The 17,219-nt window shown below is 37.2% G+C and carries 12 protein-coding genes; all 12 read left to right on the top strand.

Annotation, left to right across the window (positions count from 1 at the left end; translation table 11 throughout):
- The first annotated feature begins 8 nt into the window (after window positions 1-8).
- The 12 genes from PMI13_RS09850 to PMI13_RS09795 all read left to right on the top strand — a co-directional run bounded on the left by PMI13_RS09850 (window position 9) and on the right by PMI13_RS09795 (window position 17,014).
- Window positions 9-1,229 carry a 3-phosphoshikimate 1-carboxyvinyltransferase gene (locus tag PMI13_RS09850; RefSeq protein ID WP_007843233.1) on the top strand — a complete coding sequence of 407 codons (1,221 nt, stop codon included), beginning with the start codon at window positions 9-11 and terminating at the stop codon, window positions 1,227-1,229.
- A complete protein-coding gene (locus PMI13_RS09845; protein WP_007843232.1) occupies window positions 1,229-1,894 on the top strand; it encodes a hypothetical protein in 666 nt (221 codons plus the stop codon). Before PMI13_RS09850 ends, PMI13_RS09845 begins: the two co-directional genes overlap by 1 nt.
- Window positions 1,894-2,688 (top strand): SDR family oxidoreductase, encoded by a 795-nt coding sequence (locus tag PMI13_RS09840; RefSeq protein WP_007843231.1) that lies wholly within the window; start codon window positions 1,894-1,896, stop codon window positions 2,686-2,688. Before PMI13_RS09845 ends, PMI13_RS09840 begins: the two co-directional genes overlap by 1 nt.
- A gap of 46 nt (window positions 2,689-2,734) precedes the next feature.
- Complete coding sequence (locus PMI13_RS09835; RefSeq protein ID WP_238536299.1) at window positions 2,735-4,312, top strand: BamA/TamA family outer membrane protein; 1,578 nt, start codon at window positions 2,735-2,737, stop codon at window positions 4,310-4,312.
- Window positions 4,313-4,497: 185 nt separating this feature from the next.
- Entirely contained in the window at window positions 4,498-7,638 is a 3,141-nt protein-coding gene (locus PMI13_RS09830; protein WP_007843229.1) for a SusC/RagA family TonB-linked outer membrane protein, read from the top strand.
- A gap of 19 nt (window positions 7,639-7,657) precedes the next feature.
- Window positions 7,658-9,133 carry a SusD/RagB family nutrient-binding outer membrane lipoprotein gene (locus tag PMI13_RS09825; protein WP_007843228.1) on the top strand — a complete coding sequence of 492 codons (1,476 nt, stop codon included), beginning with the start codon at window positions 7,658-7,660 and terminating at the stop codon, window positions 9,131-9,133.
- A gap of 82 nt (window positions 9,134-9,215) precedes the next feature.
- Window positions 9,216-11,561: a phosphocholine-specific phospholipase C gene (locus PMI13_RS09820; protein ID WP_034669415.1), complete on the top strand. Its 2,346-nt coding sequence runs from the start codon at window positions 9,216-9,218 to the stop codon at window positions 11,559-11,561.
- A gap of 149 nt (window positions 11,562-11,710) precedes the next feature.
- Window positions 11,711-12,289: a hypothetical protein gene (locus tag PMI13_RS09815; RefSeq protein WP_007843224.1), complete on the top strand. Its 579-nt coding sequence runs from the start codon at window positions 11,711-11,713 to the stop codon at window positions 12,287-12,289.
- 103 nt (window positions 12,290-12,392) lie between these two features.
- Window positions 12,393-13,193, top strand: coding sequence for a WxL protein host-binding domain-containing protein (locus tag PMI13_RS09810; RefSeq protein ID WP_007843222.1), 801 nt, complete (start codon window positions 12,393-12,395; stop codon window positions 13,191-13,193).
- The gene (locus PMI13_RS09805) at window positions 13,186-15,942 is read left to right on the top strand and encodes a COG1470 family protein (protein ID WP_007843220.1); all 2,757 of its coding nucleotides are present in this window, start codon (window positions 13,186-13,188) and stop codon (window positions 15,940-15,942) included. Before PMI13_RS09810 ends, PMI13_RS09805 begins: the two co-directional genes overlap by 8 nt.
- Window positions 15,939-16,475, top strand: a complete 537-nt coding sequence (locus PMI13_RS09800) for a hypothetical protein (protein ID WP_007843218.1) — start codon at window positions 15,939-15,941, stop codon at window positions 16,473-16,475. Before PMI13_RS09805 ends, PMI13_RS09800 begins: the two co-directional genes overlap by 4 nt.
- A 62-nt stretch (window positions 16,476-16,537) precedes the next feature.
- Entirely contained in the window at window positions 16,538-17,014 is a 477-nt protein-coding gene (locus tag PMI13_RS09795) for a hypothetical protein (RefSeq protein ID WP_238536298.1), read from the top strand.
- Window positions 17,015-17,219: the final 205 nt, after the last annotated feature.

Genomic DNA, 17,219 nt, shown 5'->3' with positions numbered 1-17,219 from the left:
AATATAAAATGAAGTTAGAAAAATCTAAATTAATCGGGGATAAAACAATTCAGATCAGCGGTTCGAAAAGTATTTCGAATCGTTTGTTGATTTTGGAAAGCCTATTTAAAAACATACAGATTGGAAATCTTTCTAATTCCCAGGATACTCAACTGCTGAAAAAAGCATTAGCTGAGAATTCTGAAACGGTAAACATTCATCATGCAGGAACTGCCATGCGTTTCCTGACCTCTTATTATTCAATTTTTGAAGGAAAAACGACCATTCTTACCGGTTCCGGGAGAATGAAGGAAAGACCGATCAAAAACCTGGTCAGCGCATTAAGGGATCTGGGTGTTGAAATAGAATACATGGAAAATGAAGGCTTTCCGCCTTTGAAAATTACGGGAAGAAAAATCACAGAGAATAAAGTAGATGTTCCGGCTAATATTTCCAGCCAGTTTATCACTTCACTGCTCCTTATTGCAGGAAAACCTGAAAATGGCCTGAAAATCAATCTTGTAGGCGAAATCACTTCCAGATCTTATATCGAAATGACCCTGGATATTTTAACAAGATTCGGGATTAAAAACAGCTTTGAAGATAATACTATTTCCGTTGAAAAGTTTGATGAAAATAGTAAAACAGACACCTTCGAAGTGGAAAGCGACTGGAGCTCTGCCTCTTATTTCTATTCATTTTCTGCCATAGGAAGAAAAACCATTCACCTTAAAAGTTTTTACAAAGCATCTACACAGGGAGATTCTGCCAGTGCAAAAATTTATGAGAAATTTTTCGGAATTACGACTACTTTCTCTGAAGATGAGCATAAAATTACGTTGCAACCTGATCCCAGTTTTTCATTTCCGGAAAAAATTGTTCTGAATATGAATGATTGTCCGGATATTGCCCAAACGCTTTGTGTAACAGCTGCCGCTTTACGTATCCCGTTTGAAATTTCAGGATTGGGAACTTTAAAAGTAAAGGAAACCGACAGGCTGCAGGCTTTACAGAATGAATTGAAAAAACTCGGAACGGAAACTGAAATTACAGATTTAACGATTCAATCAACTCAGTTTAAAGAAGCAGAAGAAAATATTTCAGTCAGAACGTATCAGGATCACAGAATGGCTATGAGTTTCGCTCCGTTTTGCCTTATCAAAGAACTGAACATTGAAGATGAAGATGTTGTTGAAAAATCATACCCGAAATTCTGGGAAGACCTTTCCAAAGTATTAAATAAGGAGTAATGAAAAGCTTCTTCTCTTTTTTAGCATTTTTATTGATCCCTATCTTTTATGCCCAGGACCTGAAAGATTTTATTGTTCCGGAAGGTTATACCAGACTTTCGGAAACGAAAGGTGACCTGGATAAGGATGGTAAAAATGAAGTGGTCATCTTATTGAATACAAAAAACAAAAAAGGTTCGGAAGGTTACCGGAGAATCTTTTTTATATTAAAGAGCATCAACGGAAAACTAAAAATCTGGAAAGAAAACTCCAGCCTTATTTTCCCGAGTAATTACGGTTTTTATCCGGAGAATAATGGACTTCCCGATATCACCATAAAAAATAACTGTCTGATTATTTCGCAACAGTTTAATACCAATTCAAGGCATACTCAAATGTACATCCACACATTCAGGTTTCAGAATAATGATTTTTTCCTGATAGGATCTGTCAATAAGTTTGACGATACCTGTGAGTTTAATATTCTGAATGAAATTAATTTTTCAACCGGAAAAGTAATAGTTGATGAACAGTATTTTCCGTGTGCCGACGGAGAGGCAGCCCCGGCAAAAAATTTCTATAAAGAATTTAAGTATCCGTTTAAACCACTGACAAAAATGAATAATTTTACGATCGGAGAAAATTCATATAAAATTCCTAATTCAGATAAACATTTTAATTTCTAATGTCAAAAACAATCATTATCACAGGAACCTCATCAGGAATCGGCTTTGTGCTTGCCGAATATTTCGGAAAGAAAGGCCATAAAGTGTATGGTTTAAGCAGAAAACATACTGAAAGTCAATATTTCAGATCTATCCCTACTGATGTTACTGATAATAATGCAGTGCAGCAAGCCATTGCAGAAGTTTTAAAAACCGAAACAAAAATTGATGTTCTGATCAATAATGCCGGAATGGGAATGGTAGGTGCTGTGGAAGATTCTACAAAAGAGGATATTTTAAAGCTATTCAATCTTAATCTTGTGGGAGCCGTTCAGATGATGAGTGCTGTTTTACCGAAAATGCGGGAACATCAATTCGGGCAGATTATTAATGTTTCAAGTATCGGAAGTGAAATGGGGCTTCCTTTCCGCGGATTTTATTCTGCATCAAAATCTGCTTTGGATAAAGTGACGGAAGCCATGCGCTATGAAGTCTATCCATGGAATATTCATGTATGCTCACTGCATCTGGGAGATATTAAAACCAATATTGCTGAAAACCGGATGAGAACAAAAGTTTCAGACCCGTACAAGACCATTTTTGACAAGGTCTATTCACTAATGAATTCCCATGTGGGGGATGGAACCGAACCTCTTGTAGTGGCTGAATATATAAACAGCCTTCTGAATAAAAATAAATGGAAAGCTCATTATTATTTTGGTAAATTCGGACAGAAAATCGGTGTTCCTTTGAAATGGATCCTTCCGCAGGGGACTTATGAAAATTTAATGAAGAAATATAATAAACTGGATTAATTCCAGTTGTTAAAAGAGTTTGAAATTATTCCTGAACATATTTTTCGTGCTGTTCTGCGTTTTTATCCAAGCGCAGAAAAAGGAATATTGGCTTATTGATATTCAGACCAATCAGAAGAAAAAAGTGAAGGATTCCACTTCCGCTGCAAAATTTCTGGATTCCCTCGCACAAAGCAATTATTTTTTCACACAGCTCAGGGATGTAAAAGTAGATGGGGATAAAACAGAAATCTCTTATGACAAGGGCAAAAACTTCAATGAAACATATGTCAATCTTTCCGATTCCATCAGTCATAAATTAAAAATTCAGAAAGATTTTTTCACTAAAAATTTAGACTCAACCAAGAAAAGCATTAATAAAAAATACATTGACGACGGATATTCTTTCAGCCGCCTCAAATCTAAGTATAAAGGGCAGAAAAACGGCTATCCCGTTGTAGAGCTGGAAATCAATAAAAATGACAAAAGAACCATTGATGGCTTTGTTGTAAAAGGTTATACCAGTGTTCCCAAAAGATTTATGAAAAATCTTGAAAAAGAATTCAAAGGTAAAACCTATGACGACAAAAATCTTCTGGCCATCAATAAAACCTTTCAGAGCCATCCGTTTATCACCCTGGAACGTCAGCCACAAACTTTATTTACCAAAGATTCTACCCAGATCTATCTTTTCATGGAAAAGAAAAAAACCAATACTTTTGATGGGGTAATTGGTTTTGGAAATGACAAAACGGATAAATTCACTTTAAACGGAACCCTGAATGTCAATTTCAAAAATATGTTTAACGGTTTTGAAGCCATTAATCTATACTGGCAGAGAAACCCGGATAAAGGGCAAACTTTCGACCTGCAGACCGATATCCCTTATCTTTTCAAATCTAATGTAGGTTTGAACATGAAAGTGAATATCTTCCGGCAGGATTCTACTTTTGCAAATGTAAAATTGCTTCCTGCATTTTACTATCACATCAATAACCGCAATAAAGTGGGTTTCAGGGGAACTTTTGAAACATCCAGTATTATTGATACTTTATATGTTCAGGGTAAGGATTACAACAAAAAAGGGATCGGGATCTGGTATGAAATGACGGAACCTACGGATATTGACCTTTTTCTCTATAAAACAAGAATCAATGCGGGGTATGATTTTCTTACGACTACTTATACCGCGGATAATCTGAAAGCGAATCAAAACCAGTTCTACTTCTTTGGAGAACACAATTACCATATTTCGGGGAATCATTTTCTAAATATAAAAGGGGAAGGTGCCATGATGGATTCTAAAATCGAGTTTTCAGCCAACGAATTATACCGTTTTGGAGGCTGGAATTCCATGCGGGGTTTTAATGAAAACTCTCTCGCCGCCGACTTTTATTATTATGGAAGTCTGGAATACAGGTATCTAATCGGGAACCAGGCTTTCTTCGATGTCTTCGGGCAATACGGGCAGCTCAATAATAAGTCCTTAAATGTAAAACCCAAGCTCTACAGTGTCGGGCTCGGGTTCAATTTCTTTATTCCGATTGGGCTGATGAGCTTTCAGTTTTCCAATGGTAACGAATTTGGAAATCCTTTTAAATTCAATGATATCAAAATCCATTGGGGAATCCTGAGCAGATTTTAGAAAAAAAGTATTTATACCTACTTACTATTCTATTTAAAATAAAACAAAAAATGTGGTATGTACTGCATTTTCCGCTTTATAATTTCATTAATTCTTTTCGGAACCCTTTACTGAAATGATATTTTTATTTTAATACATCATTAAAATACAGGTAACAATACACAGCTAAATTTGCTCTCAAAAAAATGAAGAAGACTTTAGCTACTTTTGCAATTTTTTTGCTCCCCCTTTATTTAACTGCCCAGGAAATTAATATTTCCGGAAATGTAAAATCCGAAGATGGCAATAGTGTCTCCGGTGTCAGCATTACTGATAAAAATACCGGAAAATCTGCCACTACTGATGAAAACGGAAATTTTACCATTACAGCCAATCCAAAAGATATTCTTGAGTTTTTCTCTCCCGATTATTCGGTGTACAGTGTAGAAATTTCTTCTAAAAGACAATATGTCATTGTTTTAAGGAAAGTGAATGAAAAGCAGCTTGAGGGTGTGGTGATTACCGCTTTGGGAATTGCTAAAAAGAAGGAAAAAATCGGTTATTCTACCCAGGAAGTCAATACAAAACAGTTTGAAACCATTACAACACCAAGCATAGGAAATTTATTTTCTGGACAGGTAGCCGGGTTAAATGTTTCCAATCCCACAGGAATGCAGCAGACACCTGAGTTTACCCTGAGGGGCAATTCCAATCTGGTATTTGTAATTGACGGGGTTATTGTAGAAAAAGCCGTTTTTCAAAATTTAGATCCTAATAATATTGAAAATATCAATGTTCTGAAAGGAGCAACTGCTTCCGCATTATATGGTTCCAGAGGTAGATACGGAGCTGTTTTAATTACAACAAAAAGTGCTAAAAAGAAAGGGTTTACCGTAGAGTTTTCACAAAACGTGATGGTAACCGGTGGTTTTACCAATCTTCCTAAAACCCAGACTGAATATGGAAACGGCTCCCACGGGCAATATGAATTCTGGGATGGTGCTGACGGTGGAGTAAATGACGGTGATATGATCTGGGGACCCAAATTTGTCCCGGGATTGAAAATTGCCCAATGGAACAGCCCGATCAGGGATAAAGTAACCGGAAAAGTTATCCCATGGTACGGAACGGTTGCAGGAAGCCAGTACAACGATAAATCAAGATACGAAAGGCTTCCTATCGACTGGGAATATCATGATAACTTAAGCACTTTCTTAAAGCCTGCTGTAATCAGCAATAATAATTTTTCGGTAAGTTATAAGAACAATAAAGATATTTACAGGCTTTCCGGAAATTTCATGAATTATGATGACCGCGTTCCTGATTCTTATTTACAGCGTTACGGGATTAATTTTTCTTCGGAAAACCATTTGGGAGAAAAATTGATTTTTGATACAAAGTTTAATTTCAACCAGACTTTTACTCCAAATATCCCTAATTACGATTACAACCCAAGCGGGCATATGTATACCATCCTGATCTGGATGGGGGGTGACGTCAACGGAAAAGATCTTAAATCTCATATGTGGGTTCCCGGAAAAGAAGGAACCGTGCAGGCCAACTGGAATTATGCATGGTACAATAATCCTTGGTTTGGAGCAAATTATTATAAAAACCAGAACAGAACCAACGTTATCAATGCCCAAACCGGCTTAGAATATAAAGCAACGAAAGATCTCTCGGTAAAAGGTAAAATATCTATCGTTGAAAATCATAACAAGCAGGAGATTTTAAGCCCATATTCTTATTTCAATTACAGCGCACCGAGAAGTGGCGGATATATCCTGAATGACACCAAAACATGGAACTTAAACTACGATATTTTAGCAACATATAAGAAAAAAATCTCTGATAATTTTGATTTTACCATCAATGCCGGAGGTTCTGCTTTCTATTATAAAAACAATATTGACAATGCTTCTACAGATGGTTTAAAGGTTCCTGAGCTGTATAACCTTAACAATTCCATCGGGGCAGTAAAATACTATGATTATTTAAAGGAAAAACTGATTTACAGTGCTTACTCCACAATCGATATCGGATTGTATAATGCTTTTTTCATTAACGTTTCCGGACGTAACGACTGGTCTTCTACCCTTCCGAAAGCCAACAGGTCATACTTCTATCCTTCTGCATCTTTAAGTGCAGTGATCTCAAATCTTGTTACAATGCCGGAAGCCATCGATATGCTAAAATTATCTGCTTCATGGGCGAAAGTAGCTTATGATTTCCAGCCATACTCAATCAGGAATTACTATCTGAACAATGGCGGAGTTACGTATAACGGAAATCCTACCTATTATTATCCGACAACCCTGAATTATGAGAATTCTCTGAAGCCGGAACAGACAAAGTCTTATGAATTAGGATTGAGTGCCGGATTATTAAAAAACAGGGTTACCTTAGATGCTACGTATTTCAGGACTTTAGACTATAATAATATCCTTCAGTTCCCAAGTACAGAATCATCAGGTTTCACCTCCCAATATGTAAACGGTAACGAATACACTACACAGGGCCTTGAAATCTCATTGGGGCTGGTACCTGTAAAAACGGATCAGTTTACATGGAAAGCTTTGATCAACTGGAGTACTTACGAACAGAAGCTGACTTCTATTTACCAGGATATGCCTAATTATAATAACATTAAGCTGGGCGAAAGAATGGACAGCTATTATGATTATACATGGCAGAAGTCTCCGGACGGAAAAGTGATTCTGAATGCTGAAACGGGAATGCCGACAAGGGCCACCACACCTACCAATTTAGGACATTTCAATCCGGACTGGACATTTGGCTTTAACAACACTTTCAAATACAAAAAATTAAGTTTAAATATCGGTATCGACGGAAGCATCGGCGGGGTGATGAGATCTCAGGTCGTCGAAAAAATGTGGTGGGGCGGAAAACATCCGAACTCTACAGCCTACAGAGACCTTGAATATGCCAATCCGGGAACTTACTATTTCGTACCGGATGGGGTAAATTATAATGCAGCGACCGGAACTTATACACCACACACCAAAGCCATCAGCTTCCAGGACTGGGCACAGAATTATCCTTATCAGGCAAGAGTAACGGAGGATGAAAGCGAATTGTTTGCAAATGTGTTTGACAGGACGTTTGTAAAACTGAGGTCTGTAGTTCTTGAGTACGATTTCTCTTACCTGCTGAACCCGAAAGGAATGGTGAAAAGCTTCACTGCAAATATTTCAGGATACAATCTTGCCATGTGGAAAAAATCTAAAAACCTTTATTCTGACCCTGATTACAAAATCGGAACCGGAAATGACATCCAGGATCCGTCGAGCAGGTGGTTCGGAGTTGGGTTTAATCTTAAATTTTAATTAAAAGCAGTTTAATCAAATGAAAAATATTATAAAATCAGTATTTGTTGCAGGAATATTTACATTGACCTCTTGTGAATCCAACCTTGACACTATTAACGAAAACCCGAATGACCAGGCAAGCATTGATCCTAAATTCCTTTTAACGTATGTTTCAAAATCTGCTTTCCAGGTGAATGGTGATAATATGTATGCTTCAAGAATGATGATCGGTACGGATGGTGAAAATGTATACCAGTACATGAAATGGAATGACGCCTCTTTCGGTGTTTACACATCAGGCCTTCTGAATACCGTGAAAATGATGCAGGAAGCTGAAAAGATCAATAATAAAAATTACATAGCCATCGGTAAATTTTACAGAGCTTATCATTTTTTCAATTTAAGTTTAAAATTCGGGAGTATTCCTTATTCCGAAGCCGTAAAAGGAGAATCAGGGATCACCCAGCCGAAGTATGACAGCCAGGAAACCGTAATGGCAGGAATCTTAACAGAATTAAAAGAAGCTAATGACCTTATCAATGCCAATGATAAAATAGAGGGTGATATTATTTATAACGGGGACGCCTCCAAATGGAAAAAGCTGATCAATTCTTTCCGTCTGAAAATTTTAATCAGCCTTTCCAAAAAAACAACGGTTGGAAGCTACAATATTTCAACAGAATTTGCTTCTATCGCAGGAAGCCAACCTTTAATGACTGCTATTACAGATAATGGTGAGCTTAAATTTGCCGATGCTGCAGACAGCAGGTATACGATGTTTAACAACAGCGGCTACGGTTCAAGTTTATACATGGCCAATTATTTTATCAATTTCTTTAAAGACAGACAGGATCCGCGTTTATTCACTTTTGCAGCCCAAACTACAGCAGCAAAGGAAGCCGGGAAACCTGTTACCGATTATACAGGATACAACGGCGGAAATCCTACTTCCCCTTATTCTGACAATGCCGCTCTGGTAGCCGCTAAAAATATTTCCAAAGTAAACGACCGTTTTTACAAAGATGCTACCAATGAACCTTCTTCGGTATTGAGCTATTCGGAACTGGAATTTATTTTAGCTGAAGCCACTGCAAGAGGATGGATTTCAGGATCTGCAAAAACACATTATGACAATGCAATCAAGGCAAGTTTCACTTTTTATCAGACGTATGTAAAAAATCCGGGGCAATATTTTACAGGATTTGATGTGAATCAATACTTAACTAAATCTTTAGTTATTTATGATAATTCAGCTCCGTTGGCTACCCAACTGGAGAAAATCATGACTCAGAAATACATGACCATGTTCCACCAGTCACAATGGACCTCTTATTACGATTATCTGAGAACAGGATATCCTAATTATCCTTTACAGACCGGAGTTTCTGCACCATACAGGTTCAGATACCCGCAAGCTGAGTACAATTACAACAGCATCAATTTAAAAGCTGCACTCGCTACACAATATGGCGGAACTGATAATATCAATTCCAAACCGTGGTGGCTGCAATAAAAATCTAACTTTTTACTGTATCAAAGAGAAATCGCAGGAGAATAACTGTTATCTTGCGGTTTCTTTCCTATTATTATTTATTATGAAAAGAAGAGAATTTTTAGAAAAATCAGGATTGTTACTGGCTGGGCTGGGAACTTCAAGTGTTTTACATCCTTCTATCCTGAAGGCTTTAACAATAGAGCCTGCAGCTCAGTCTACTTTTTATGATGCGGAACATGTTGTGATCTTAATGCAGGAAAACCGTTCTTTCGACCACGCTTTCGGCTCACTTAAAGGAGTACGCGGATTTCTGGATAAAAGAGCTTTTATAAAGCCGGACGGGTATTCCGTTTTTTTCCAGAAAAATGATGCCGGGAAATATGCTTCTCCTGCCCGTTTAGATTTAAGAAATACAAAATCTACCTGGATGAGCTCACTTCCCCATTCATGGTCTGATCAGCAAAAAGCTTTACATCAGGGGAAGTATGATCAGTGGCTGCAGGCAAAAGCATCAGGAAATAAAGATTATAAAGATATTCCGCTGACATTAGGATATTACAACCGTGAAGATCTTCCTTTTTATTATCAGCTTGCAGATGCCTTTACCATTTTTGACCAATATTTTTGTTCCTCACTGACGGGAACCACACCCAACAGGCTTTTTCTGTGGTCCGGAACCATTCGTGAGCAGAAAAACGGCAAAGCAAAAGCAAATGTTTTTAACGAAAATATTGATTATGATAAAAACCATCAGGCAAGATGGAAAAGCTTTCCTGAAATATTAGAAGAACAAAATGTTTCATGGAAAATTTATCAGAATGAAATCAGCTTACCTAAAGGAATGTCCGGAGAGCAGGAAGCCTGGCTAAGCAATTTTACCGATAACCCGATCGAATGGTTTTCAAACTTCAATGTAAAATTTTCAAAAGGGTATTATAAAAACATTCCCCATATCATTACTTACCTGAAGCAGGAAATTGAAAAAAATCCGAAGCAGAAGGAAAGATTTGAAAATAGGATTGCAGAACTTCAGGAAGACCAGATAAAATATCACCCTGATAATTATTCAAAGCTTTCCCGGAAAGAAAAAAATCTTCATGAAAAAGCATTCACCACCAATTCGGGAGATCCGGAATACTGGAATCTGGAAATCGGCAATGATGAACATGGAGAAAGGTTAGTAGTACCTAAAGGTGATGTTTTATTCCAGTTCCGAAAAGATGTGGAAGACAAAAAGCTTCCTTTGGTGTCATGGCTGGTTGCTCCGGAACATTTTTCGGATCATCCCGGTTCACCGTGGTATGGGGCATGGTATATTTCTGAGGTTTTAAATATTCTTACCAAGGATCCTGAAACATGGAAAAAGACCATTTTCATTATCAATTATGATGAAAATGACGGTTACTTTGATCATGTATTACCGTTTGCACCACCTTTAAACCCCAATCAGCCCGTCGATATGAATGGAAAAGAAGGAGCAGAATATGTCAACAAAAACCAGGAATATATGTCAACCCTTCCGTTGAAGGATCATGAACGGATTGAAGGAACGGTAGGACTGGGATACAGAGTGCCGATGATTATTGCATCTCCGTGGACGAAGGGAGGTTTCGTTAATTCTGAAGTTTCGGATCACACTTCAGTTCTTCAGTTTCTTGAAAAATTTATACAGAAGAAATTCAGTAAGGATGTTACCATTGATAATATCAGTGACTGGAGGCGTGCGATCTGTGGTGATCTGATTTCTGCATTTAATACATCCAGTGTGAAAGTTCCACAGATGGATTATTTAAACCAGAAAGATTATGCGAAAACGATCAATGCTGCGAAAAATAAGCCCGTCCCAAATCTGAAATGGTATTCTGAAAATGAATTGCATACTGATTTATTGGAAATTCAGGAGCGGGGAATGAAACCTTCCAATCCGCTGCCTTATGATTTCCTCGTTAATTTAGAAGGCAATCATATTAAAATGGTTAATCTGAAAGACGCAGGAATCCCATTATTGATTTACGACAGGACCCAGTTTGAAAGTGAAAATTATCATTTTTCTTATGCTTTATATTCAAAACAGGAATTGTCTCATGCTGTAAACTCCGGCCGGTATGATTATGAAGTTTTTGGTCCCAATGGCTTTTACAGAAATTTCAAAGGTGACCATCAACCTGAACTGGAAATCAGATTACTGAATGATACCCGGAAAAATGAAGTTCATCTGATGATAAAAAAGAATACGAAAGAAAACATAAGTATCAGTCTCGAAAACCTGTACGGAAAAAGTCAGAAGAAGATTGCTGTCAATCAATCTGAAGAGAAAATCATTATTAATCTCGCTGCAACCAAGGGATGGTATGACATCAAAATACATTCAGAAAAAAACGTCTGGCATTTTTCAGGACGGATAGAAACAGGAAAAGTTTCTATATCTGATCCACATTGGGCATAATATGTTTCAATGATTCAAAATACATTTAAGCCTTACTTTCGGTGTAAGGCTTTTGTTTTTACGAGTGTTAATGTTTTACATTTTAACATAAAAATTTTTAGCCTTTATTTAATTTTTATTAATTTCACTCTACAAAACTATAACCAACCATGAAAAAATTAAAACTAAATTTATCGCTGTCTTTAGTGGCATTAGCCGTTTCTGCTTATGTACATGCTCAGGACACCAACACTGATAATCATACGATTGGTATTACCGTTCCGGAGGTTGCACTGGTAGATATTGAACCTGCTGCCAGCAAAAACATCACTTTAAGTTTTACCGCTCCTACAGAAGCTGGTCTTCCTATCGTTCCTACAGCTACCAACACCACACTCTGGCTCAATTATTCATCTATTAAATCGGTTGCAGATGCTACCCGTAATGTGTCTGTAAAACTGGATGCCTTAATTCCGGGAGTTGACATCAATGTTACTGCAGCGACAGCTACAGGCTCAGGTGGCGGGACATTAGGAACACCTTCTGCCCAATTAACACTGAGTGCAGCGGATCAAACGATCATTTCAGGTATCGGGAGTGCTTATACAGGAGACGGAGCCAATAACGGCCATAATCTTACTTATGCTTTAGCTGCAGGAAGCGGCCCCGGTGGTGTAGCTGCCTATGCGGACCTGGAAGCCACAACTACAGCTGTAGCTACCGTTACCTATACCATTTCGGATAATTAGAATCTGAACACCCCGACCTTAAAGTAAATAAGGAGAAATTGTTTCATCAGTTTCTTCTTTATTTTCTGCTGTCTTATTTTAAACTCAAAAACTTTACATAAAAATGATAAAGCGTATTTTCTTTTTTATTAGCCTTATTTTACCTTTTGCCGTTTTACAGGCGGGTATTGTGATCCTTAATGGCCTTACCCATAATTATAAGGTAGAAAACGGACAGGTTTATAAGGGAAAGATCGCAATAGAAAATACAGACAACCAACCGCAGAACGTGAAAATATTCTTACAGGATTTCACTTATCATGCGGATGGCTCAATCAATTTTACCGCTCCACACACGAATGATAAAACCAATACAGACTGGATCAGACTTAATACTAATTTTCTGACGTTAAAGGCCAAAGAAAAAACTGAAGTGTATTATGAGATTACCATTCCCAATCAGGTAGCCAAACCAGGCAGCTATTGGAGCGTAATCATCGTTGAGCCCGTAGAAGATGTAAAGCCGAACGAGAATAAAGACGGTGTGAATATCACCTCTATCGTCCGGTATGCAATCCAGGTGATTACCGATTATGATTCGGAAAATATAAAACCTGATCTTAAGTTTGAAAGTGTAAAAATTGATAAAGAAGAAGGCAGGCACATCGCTAAAATCGCAATAGCCAATAAAGGTGAAATTTATTGTAAACCAACAGCAGCTATTGAAATGTATAACCGCAAAAACGGACAGAAAGTAGGAACCTTTTCCAGCCAGGCCATGGGATTATTACCTAAAACATCCAAATCATTTCATATTGATATCAGCAAAATACCTCCTGATAAGTACAATGCTGTAATCATAGCTACTGATGAAGATGAAAACGCTTTTGCTCTCAATGTGGAACTAGAAGTAAAGAATGACTAAAAATCAGGCACTATATCTTATCATACTATTCCCAGTACTTATTTTTTCTCAAAAACAGCCTAAAGAATTTGTCAGCAAAAAAGATAGTCTGCTACCGGGAACATCCACTTCTATTTCTTTTACAATAGAAAACGGAACTTCTGAGAATAAGATTTATGATATCCGGATTGAAACTTCGGATTTATTTATCATTCCTATTATTACAAAAAATGAATTTTCCGTTCCTGCAGGAGAAAATGCTGTTTATATTGTTCCATTAAGAATTGCCAGTGAAGCTCCACAGGGAAAATATACCATAAAATTATATGGAACCGGGAAAACTGACAGTGAGCAGATTATCAGATCTTCAGAAATCATCATTTCCGGAAACAGAAAGCTTTCCCTGACTGCAATAGATTTCCCGGAATTTGTAAAAGCAGGAGAAATTATTAAAGCTTCTTTCCTATTAAAGAACAATGGAAATATGACAGAAAACCTGATCCTTGAAAGTAAAAATGCAATTGTAGACCATGATGCTTCACTGAGCCTGCCACCGGGCGAAACAAAAATAATTACCATCAGTAAAAATACGAACCCCGATTTAGGAAAGAATGAATATCAGAATCTGAATCTATCGGTTTATTCACCCGACAATCCGGCAGAAAATCAGAGTCTATATACAAGTACAAAGATTATTGCCGTCAAACCTGCCGAAGACGATATCTATCACCGTTTACCAGTTTCGGCTTCCTTAGCTTTTATAGGAATGAAAAACAGGGGAAATTACCAGGATGGCTTTCAGGGTGAGCTTTATGGTAAAGGCAGCTTAGATAAAGAAAATAAAGGTGAGCTTGAATTTCATGCCGTCACTAAGAACCCGGTGGAATTTAATTCTTTTACAAAATATGAGGAATATTTTATCAGTTACAGACGTAATGATTTTTTTATTCATTTGGGTGATAAAAACTATTCATCATCCTATCTTACAGAATTTGCCCGGTATGGACGCGGAGCAGAAATCCGTTACAATTTCAAGAAAATAAGCCTGGGTGGCTTTTACAATCATCCGAGGTTTTTCCGGGATATTAAAGATGAATTTAATGTATATTCCACCTTTAAACTTAATAAAGAATCTGAAATTACAGCAGGATATTTATATAAGATTCCGAGACAGGATGAGATCAGCTATAGTTTTAATGGGATGAAACTGGATTCAAATGCTCATCTTCCTTATGCAACAGGAAAGCTTAAGCTCAACAAAAACATCGATGCCTCCGGTGAAATATCTTACAGTAAAACAGATAAAACAGAAGGGAATGCTTATATGCTGCAGGTTTCGGGCAATTTCGAAAGAATCAACGGAAGTATGATGTATATGAGAGCAAGCCCCCAATTTTCAGGATATTTCTCCAATACAAGTACATTTAACGGTAACCTGCAATTTAAAATATTAAAAAGGCTGAGTGTATTTACCAACTATGTTCAGGACGCCCGGAATTTCCAAAGAGATACTTTATACCTGGCAGCACCTTACAGAAAATTCTTTCAGTATGGTATCAGCTACAGATATCTCAAGAACGGAACCATTATGTTTTACAACGGATATCAAAGGTATAAAGACCGTCTCGAGCCAAGAGAATTTGATTATAACGAAAAATATTTCAGGATAAGTATCGATCAGCAGTTAGGAATTTTTCAACTGAACCTGGAAAGCCAGTTTGGCAATACAGATAACTATCTGACTGCTTTTTCCGGAAATTCAAGTTTTTATACCATTAATCTGGGTTTTGAAAAATTTAAAACTTCTTTCAATGTATATGGAAGCTATGCTATTACTTCCCGATACCAACTGCAGAACCAGAAACAGTTTTACTATGGAGCCCGTGTCATGAGCAGGTTTTCTTCCAAAACATTCCTGAGTATTTTTTATCAGAATAATTATATGCCTGAAGAATATTATAATGACAGAAATCTTTTTGAGCTTCTTTTTCATCAGCAGCTTTTTCAGGGACATGAATTTGATTTATCCGGAAGATATACTTTACAAAGAGGAGAACTGGGAAATAAAGATTTTATATTTTCTCTACGCTACACATGGCGCCTTAATATACCTGTACAAAAAATTGCAGAATACACTACTTTATCAGGAAACATCAGTAATATGGGTGTAAAGAAAGTAGATGGGATAAGATTATTGCTTGGGAGCCATCTTGCAGTTACCGATAAGAGCGGAAATTTTATATTTAAAAATGTTGTTCCGGGAGATTATTTGCTTGAAATAGACCGGTCAACAACAGAAATCGATGATATTCCGGATGTTACTTTGCCTGCTTCCGTATTATTGACTAATAAAGACCATATTTTTAATTTCGGTTTAACAACTGCTGCAGAGATCCAGGGACATATTGAATTTAATGAAGCTTCTGGAAATAATCAGTTGAGTTTTGCCCAGTTTCCGCTCAAAAAGGAAAAAAAGAAAAGAGAAAGTATCATTTTAGAAGCATCCAATGGTGAACAAACTTACAGGAAAATAGCTTTTATAGGAGATGTTTTTGATTTTACTTATTTACGCCCGGGAGATTGGACTCTAAAAATATACAGAAACGGACTGGACAAACGCTATAAAATTTCTATGGCCGTTTTTCATTTTATGTTAAAGCCTTCTGAAATAAAAAATTTAACCATCAATGTTGTAAAGCAACAATCAGAAATTAGATACCAGCAGGAAAGTATAAAAGTTGGATACAATGAAATAAAAAAGAAAAAATGAGGAAAACTAACCAGATATTATTGACAATCTGCTTTATATTATCCTGTAAAGTATTCCCCCAGACAACCGGTAGCAAAACTGTTTCCATAACGCTTCCAGTCGTTACATTACTGGATGTAGAACCTACGGGAAATATTAGTTTAAGCTTCGCAGCTCCTACAGATGCAGGAAGACCAATTATAAACCCATCTGCCAATACCGCCAAATGGATAAATTACACTTCAGCTATCACTTCCGGAGGACTTACGAGAAAAATTACAGCTTCCGTTAATCAGATTATTCCCGGCATTGATATAAAATTACAGGCCGCAGCTGCTTCCGGAGCCGGTGGAGGTACTTTAGGCACACCTTCAGCACAAGTAACTCTTACTACCACTCCAATTACCATTATAAGTGGAATAGGCGGAGCATTTACAGGAAACGGAGCGAATAACGGCCACCGGCTGACCATTACACTGGTTCCCAATACCTATGCCAATTTATCTGCCCATACCAATAATCAGGTTGCTATTACCTATACGATCACCGAATAAATAAAATTAAAATGAAATCTCACAGCCGCTTTTTACAAAAAAAATCCCTTCACAACAAATGTATGATTCTTATTCTGATAATATGGAGTGGAGTGTTTAAAGCACAACGAACGTTGACGGTTGGAGGTTCAAACTGGACTGTTTCAATTCCCTCAATTACCGAAGCCGGGAGCAATTATGCCGGAACTTATGAAAGTGCAACCAACCAGATTCTATTGGCTGCCAGTGTTCCATTATTATTGGGTAACGCAAAAGTCTCCGTACATTATCAGGCTAATCCCACATGGCATAATTCTTTGGTTTTATCTGCCAAAAGAACCGGAGACGGAACTACGGCCTGTGTACTGTGTAGCATAAGCGGAGGAACGGCTTACCAAACACTTACTCTCACAGATGCTGAACTATTCAGAATTACGGCAACGTTAGCGTTGGCAGCTTATTCTAATATTCCGATTCAATTACAGCTGAGTGGTGTATCGGTAATAATTCCTTCTGCTACATATCAGAGCAGCGTTGTTTTTACGATAAGTGCAATTTGAAAGGCATTAAAGAGCCATTATGATTGATAAGTGATAAGTGATGAATGAAAAATGACTCCGGGTATTATAATTACTCCTTCCTCATCATTTATGGTGTACCTTTTATTAATTATCATCTATCCTTCATCATCTATTGATTATTGGTATTGGATTAGGTATATAACAAAAAAAAGTCTCACAGAATACTCTGTGAGACTTTTTTATA

This window comes from Chryseobacterium populi, assembly GCF_000282115.1.
Taxonomy (GTDB): domain Bacteria; phylum Bacteroidota; class Bacteroidia; order Flavobacteriales; family Weeksellaceae; genus Chryseobacterium; species Chryseobacterium populi.
This window is presented reverse-complemented; position numbering and strand designations above follow the sequence as displayed.

Coding starts and splice junctions, on each gene's coding strand:
- PMI13_RS09800 (WP_007843218.1), top strand. CDS start 15,939: ATGAGGAAAACTAACCAGATATTATTGACAATCTGCTTTATATTATCC.
- PMI13_RS09805 (WP_007843220.1), top strand. CDS start 13,186: ATGACTAAAAATCAGGCACTATATCTTATCATACTATTCCCAGTACTT.
- PMI13_RS09845 (WP_007843232.1), top strand. CDS start 1,229: ATGAAAAGCTTCTTCTCTTTTTTAGCATTTTTATTGATCCCTATCTTT.
- PMI13_RS09820 (WP_034669415.1), top strand. CDS start 9,216: ATGAAAAGAAGAGAATTTTTAGAAAAATCAGGATTGTTACTGGCTGGG.
- PMI13_RS09815 (WP_007843224.1), top strand. CDS start 11,711: ATGAAAAAATTAAAACTAAATTTATCGCTGTCTTTAGTGGCATTAGCC.
- PMI13_RS09810 (WP_007843222.1), top strand. CDS start 12,393: ATGATAAAGCGTATTTTCTTTTTTATTAGCCTTATTTTACCTTTTGCC.
- PMI13_RS09830 (WP_007843229.1), top strand. CDS start 4,498: ATGAAGAAGACTTTAGCTACTTTTGCAATTTTTTTGCTCCCCCTTTAT.
- PMI13_RS09825 (WP_007843228.1), top strand. CDS start 7,658: ATGAAAAATATTATAAAATCAGTATTTGTTGCAGGAATATTTACATTG.
- PMI13_RS09850 (WP_007843233.1), top strand. CDS start 9: ATGAAGTTAGAAAAATCTAAATTAATCGGGGATAAAACAATTCAGATC.
- PMI13_RS09840 (WP_007843231.1), top strand. CDS start 1,894: ATGTCAAAAACAATCATTATCACAGGAACCTCATCAGGAATCGGCTTT.
- PMI13_RS09795 (WP_238536298.1), top strand. CDS start 16,538: ATGATTCTTATTCTGATAATATGGAGTGGAGTGTTTAAAGCACAACGA.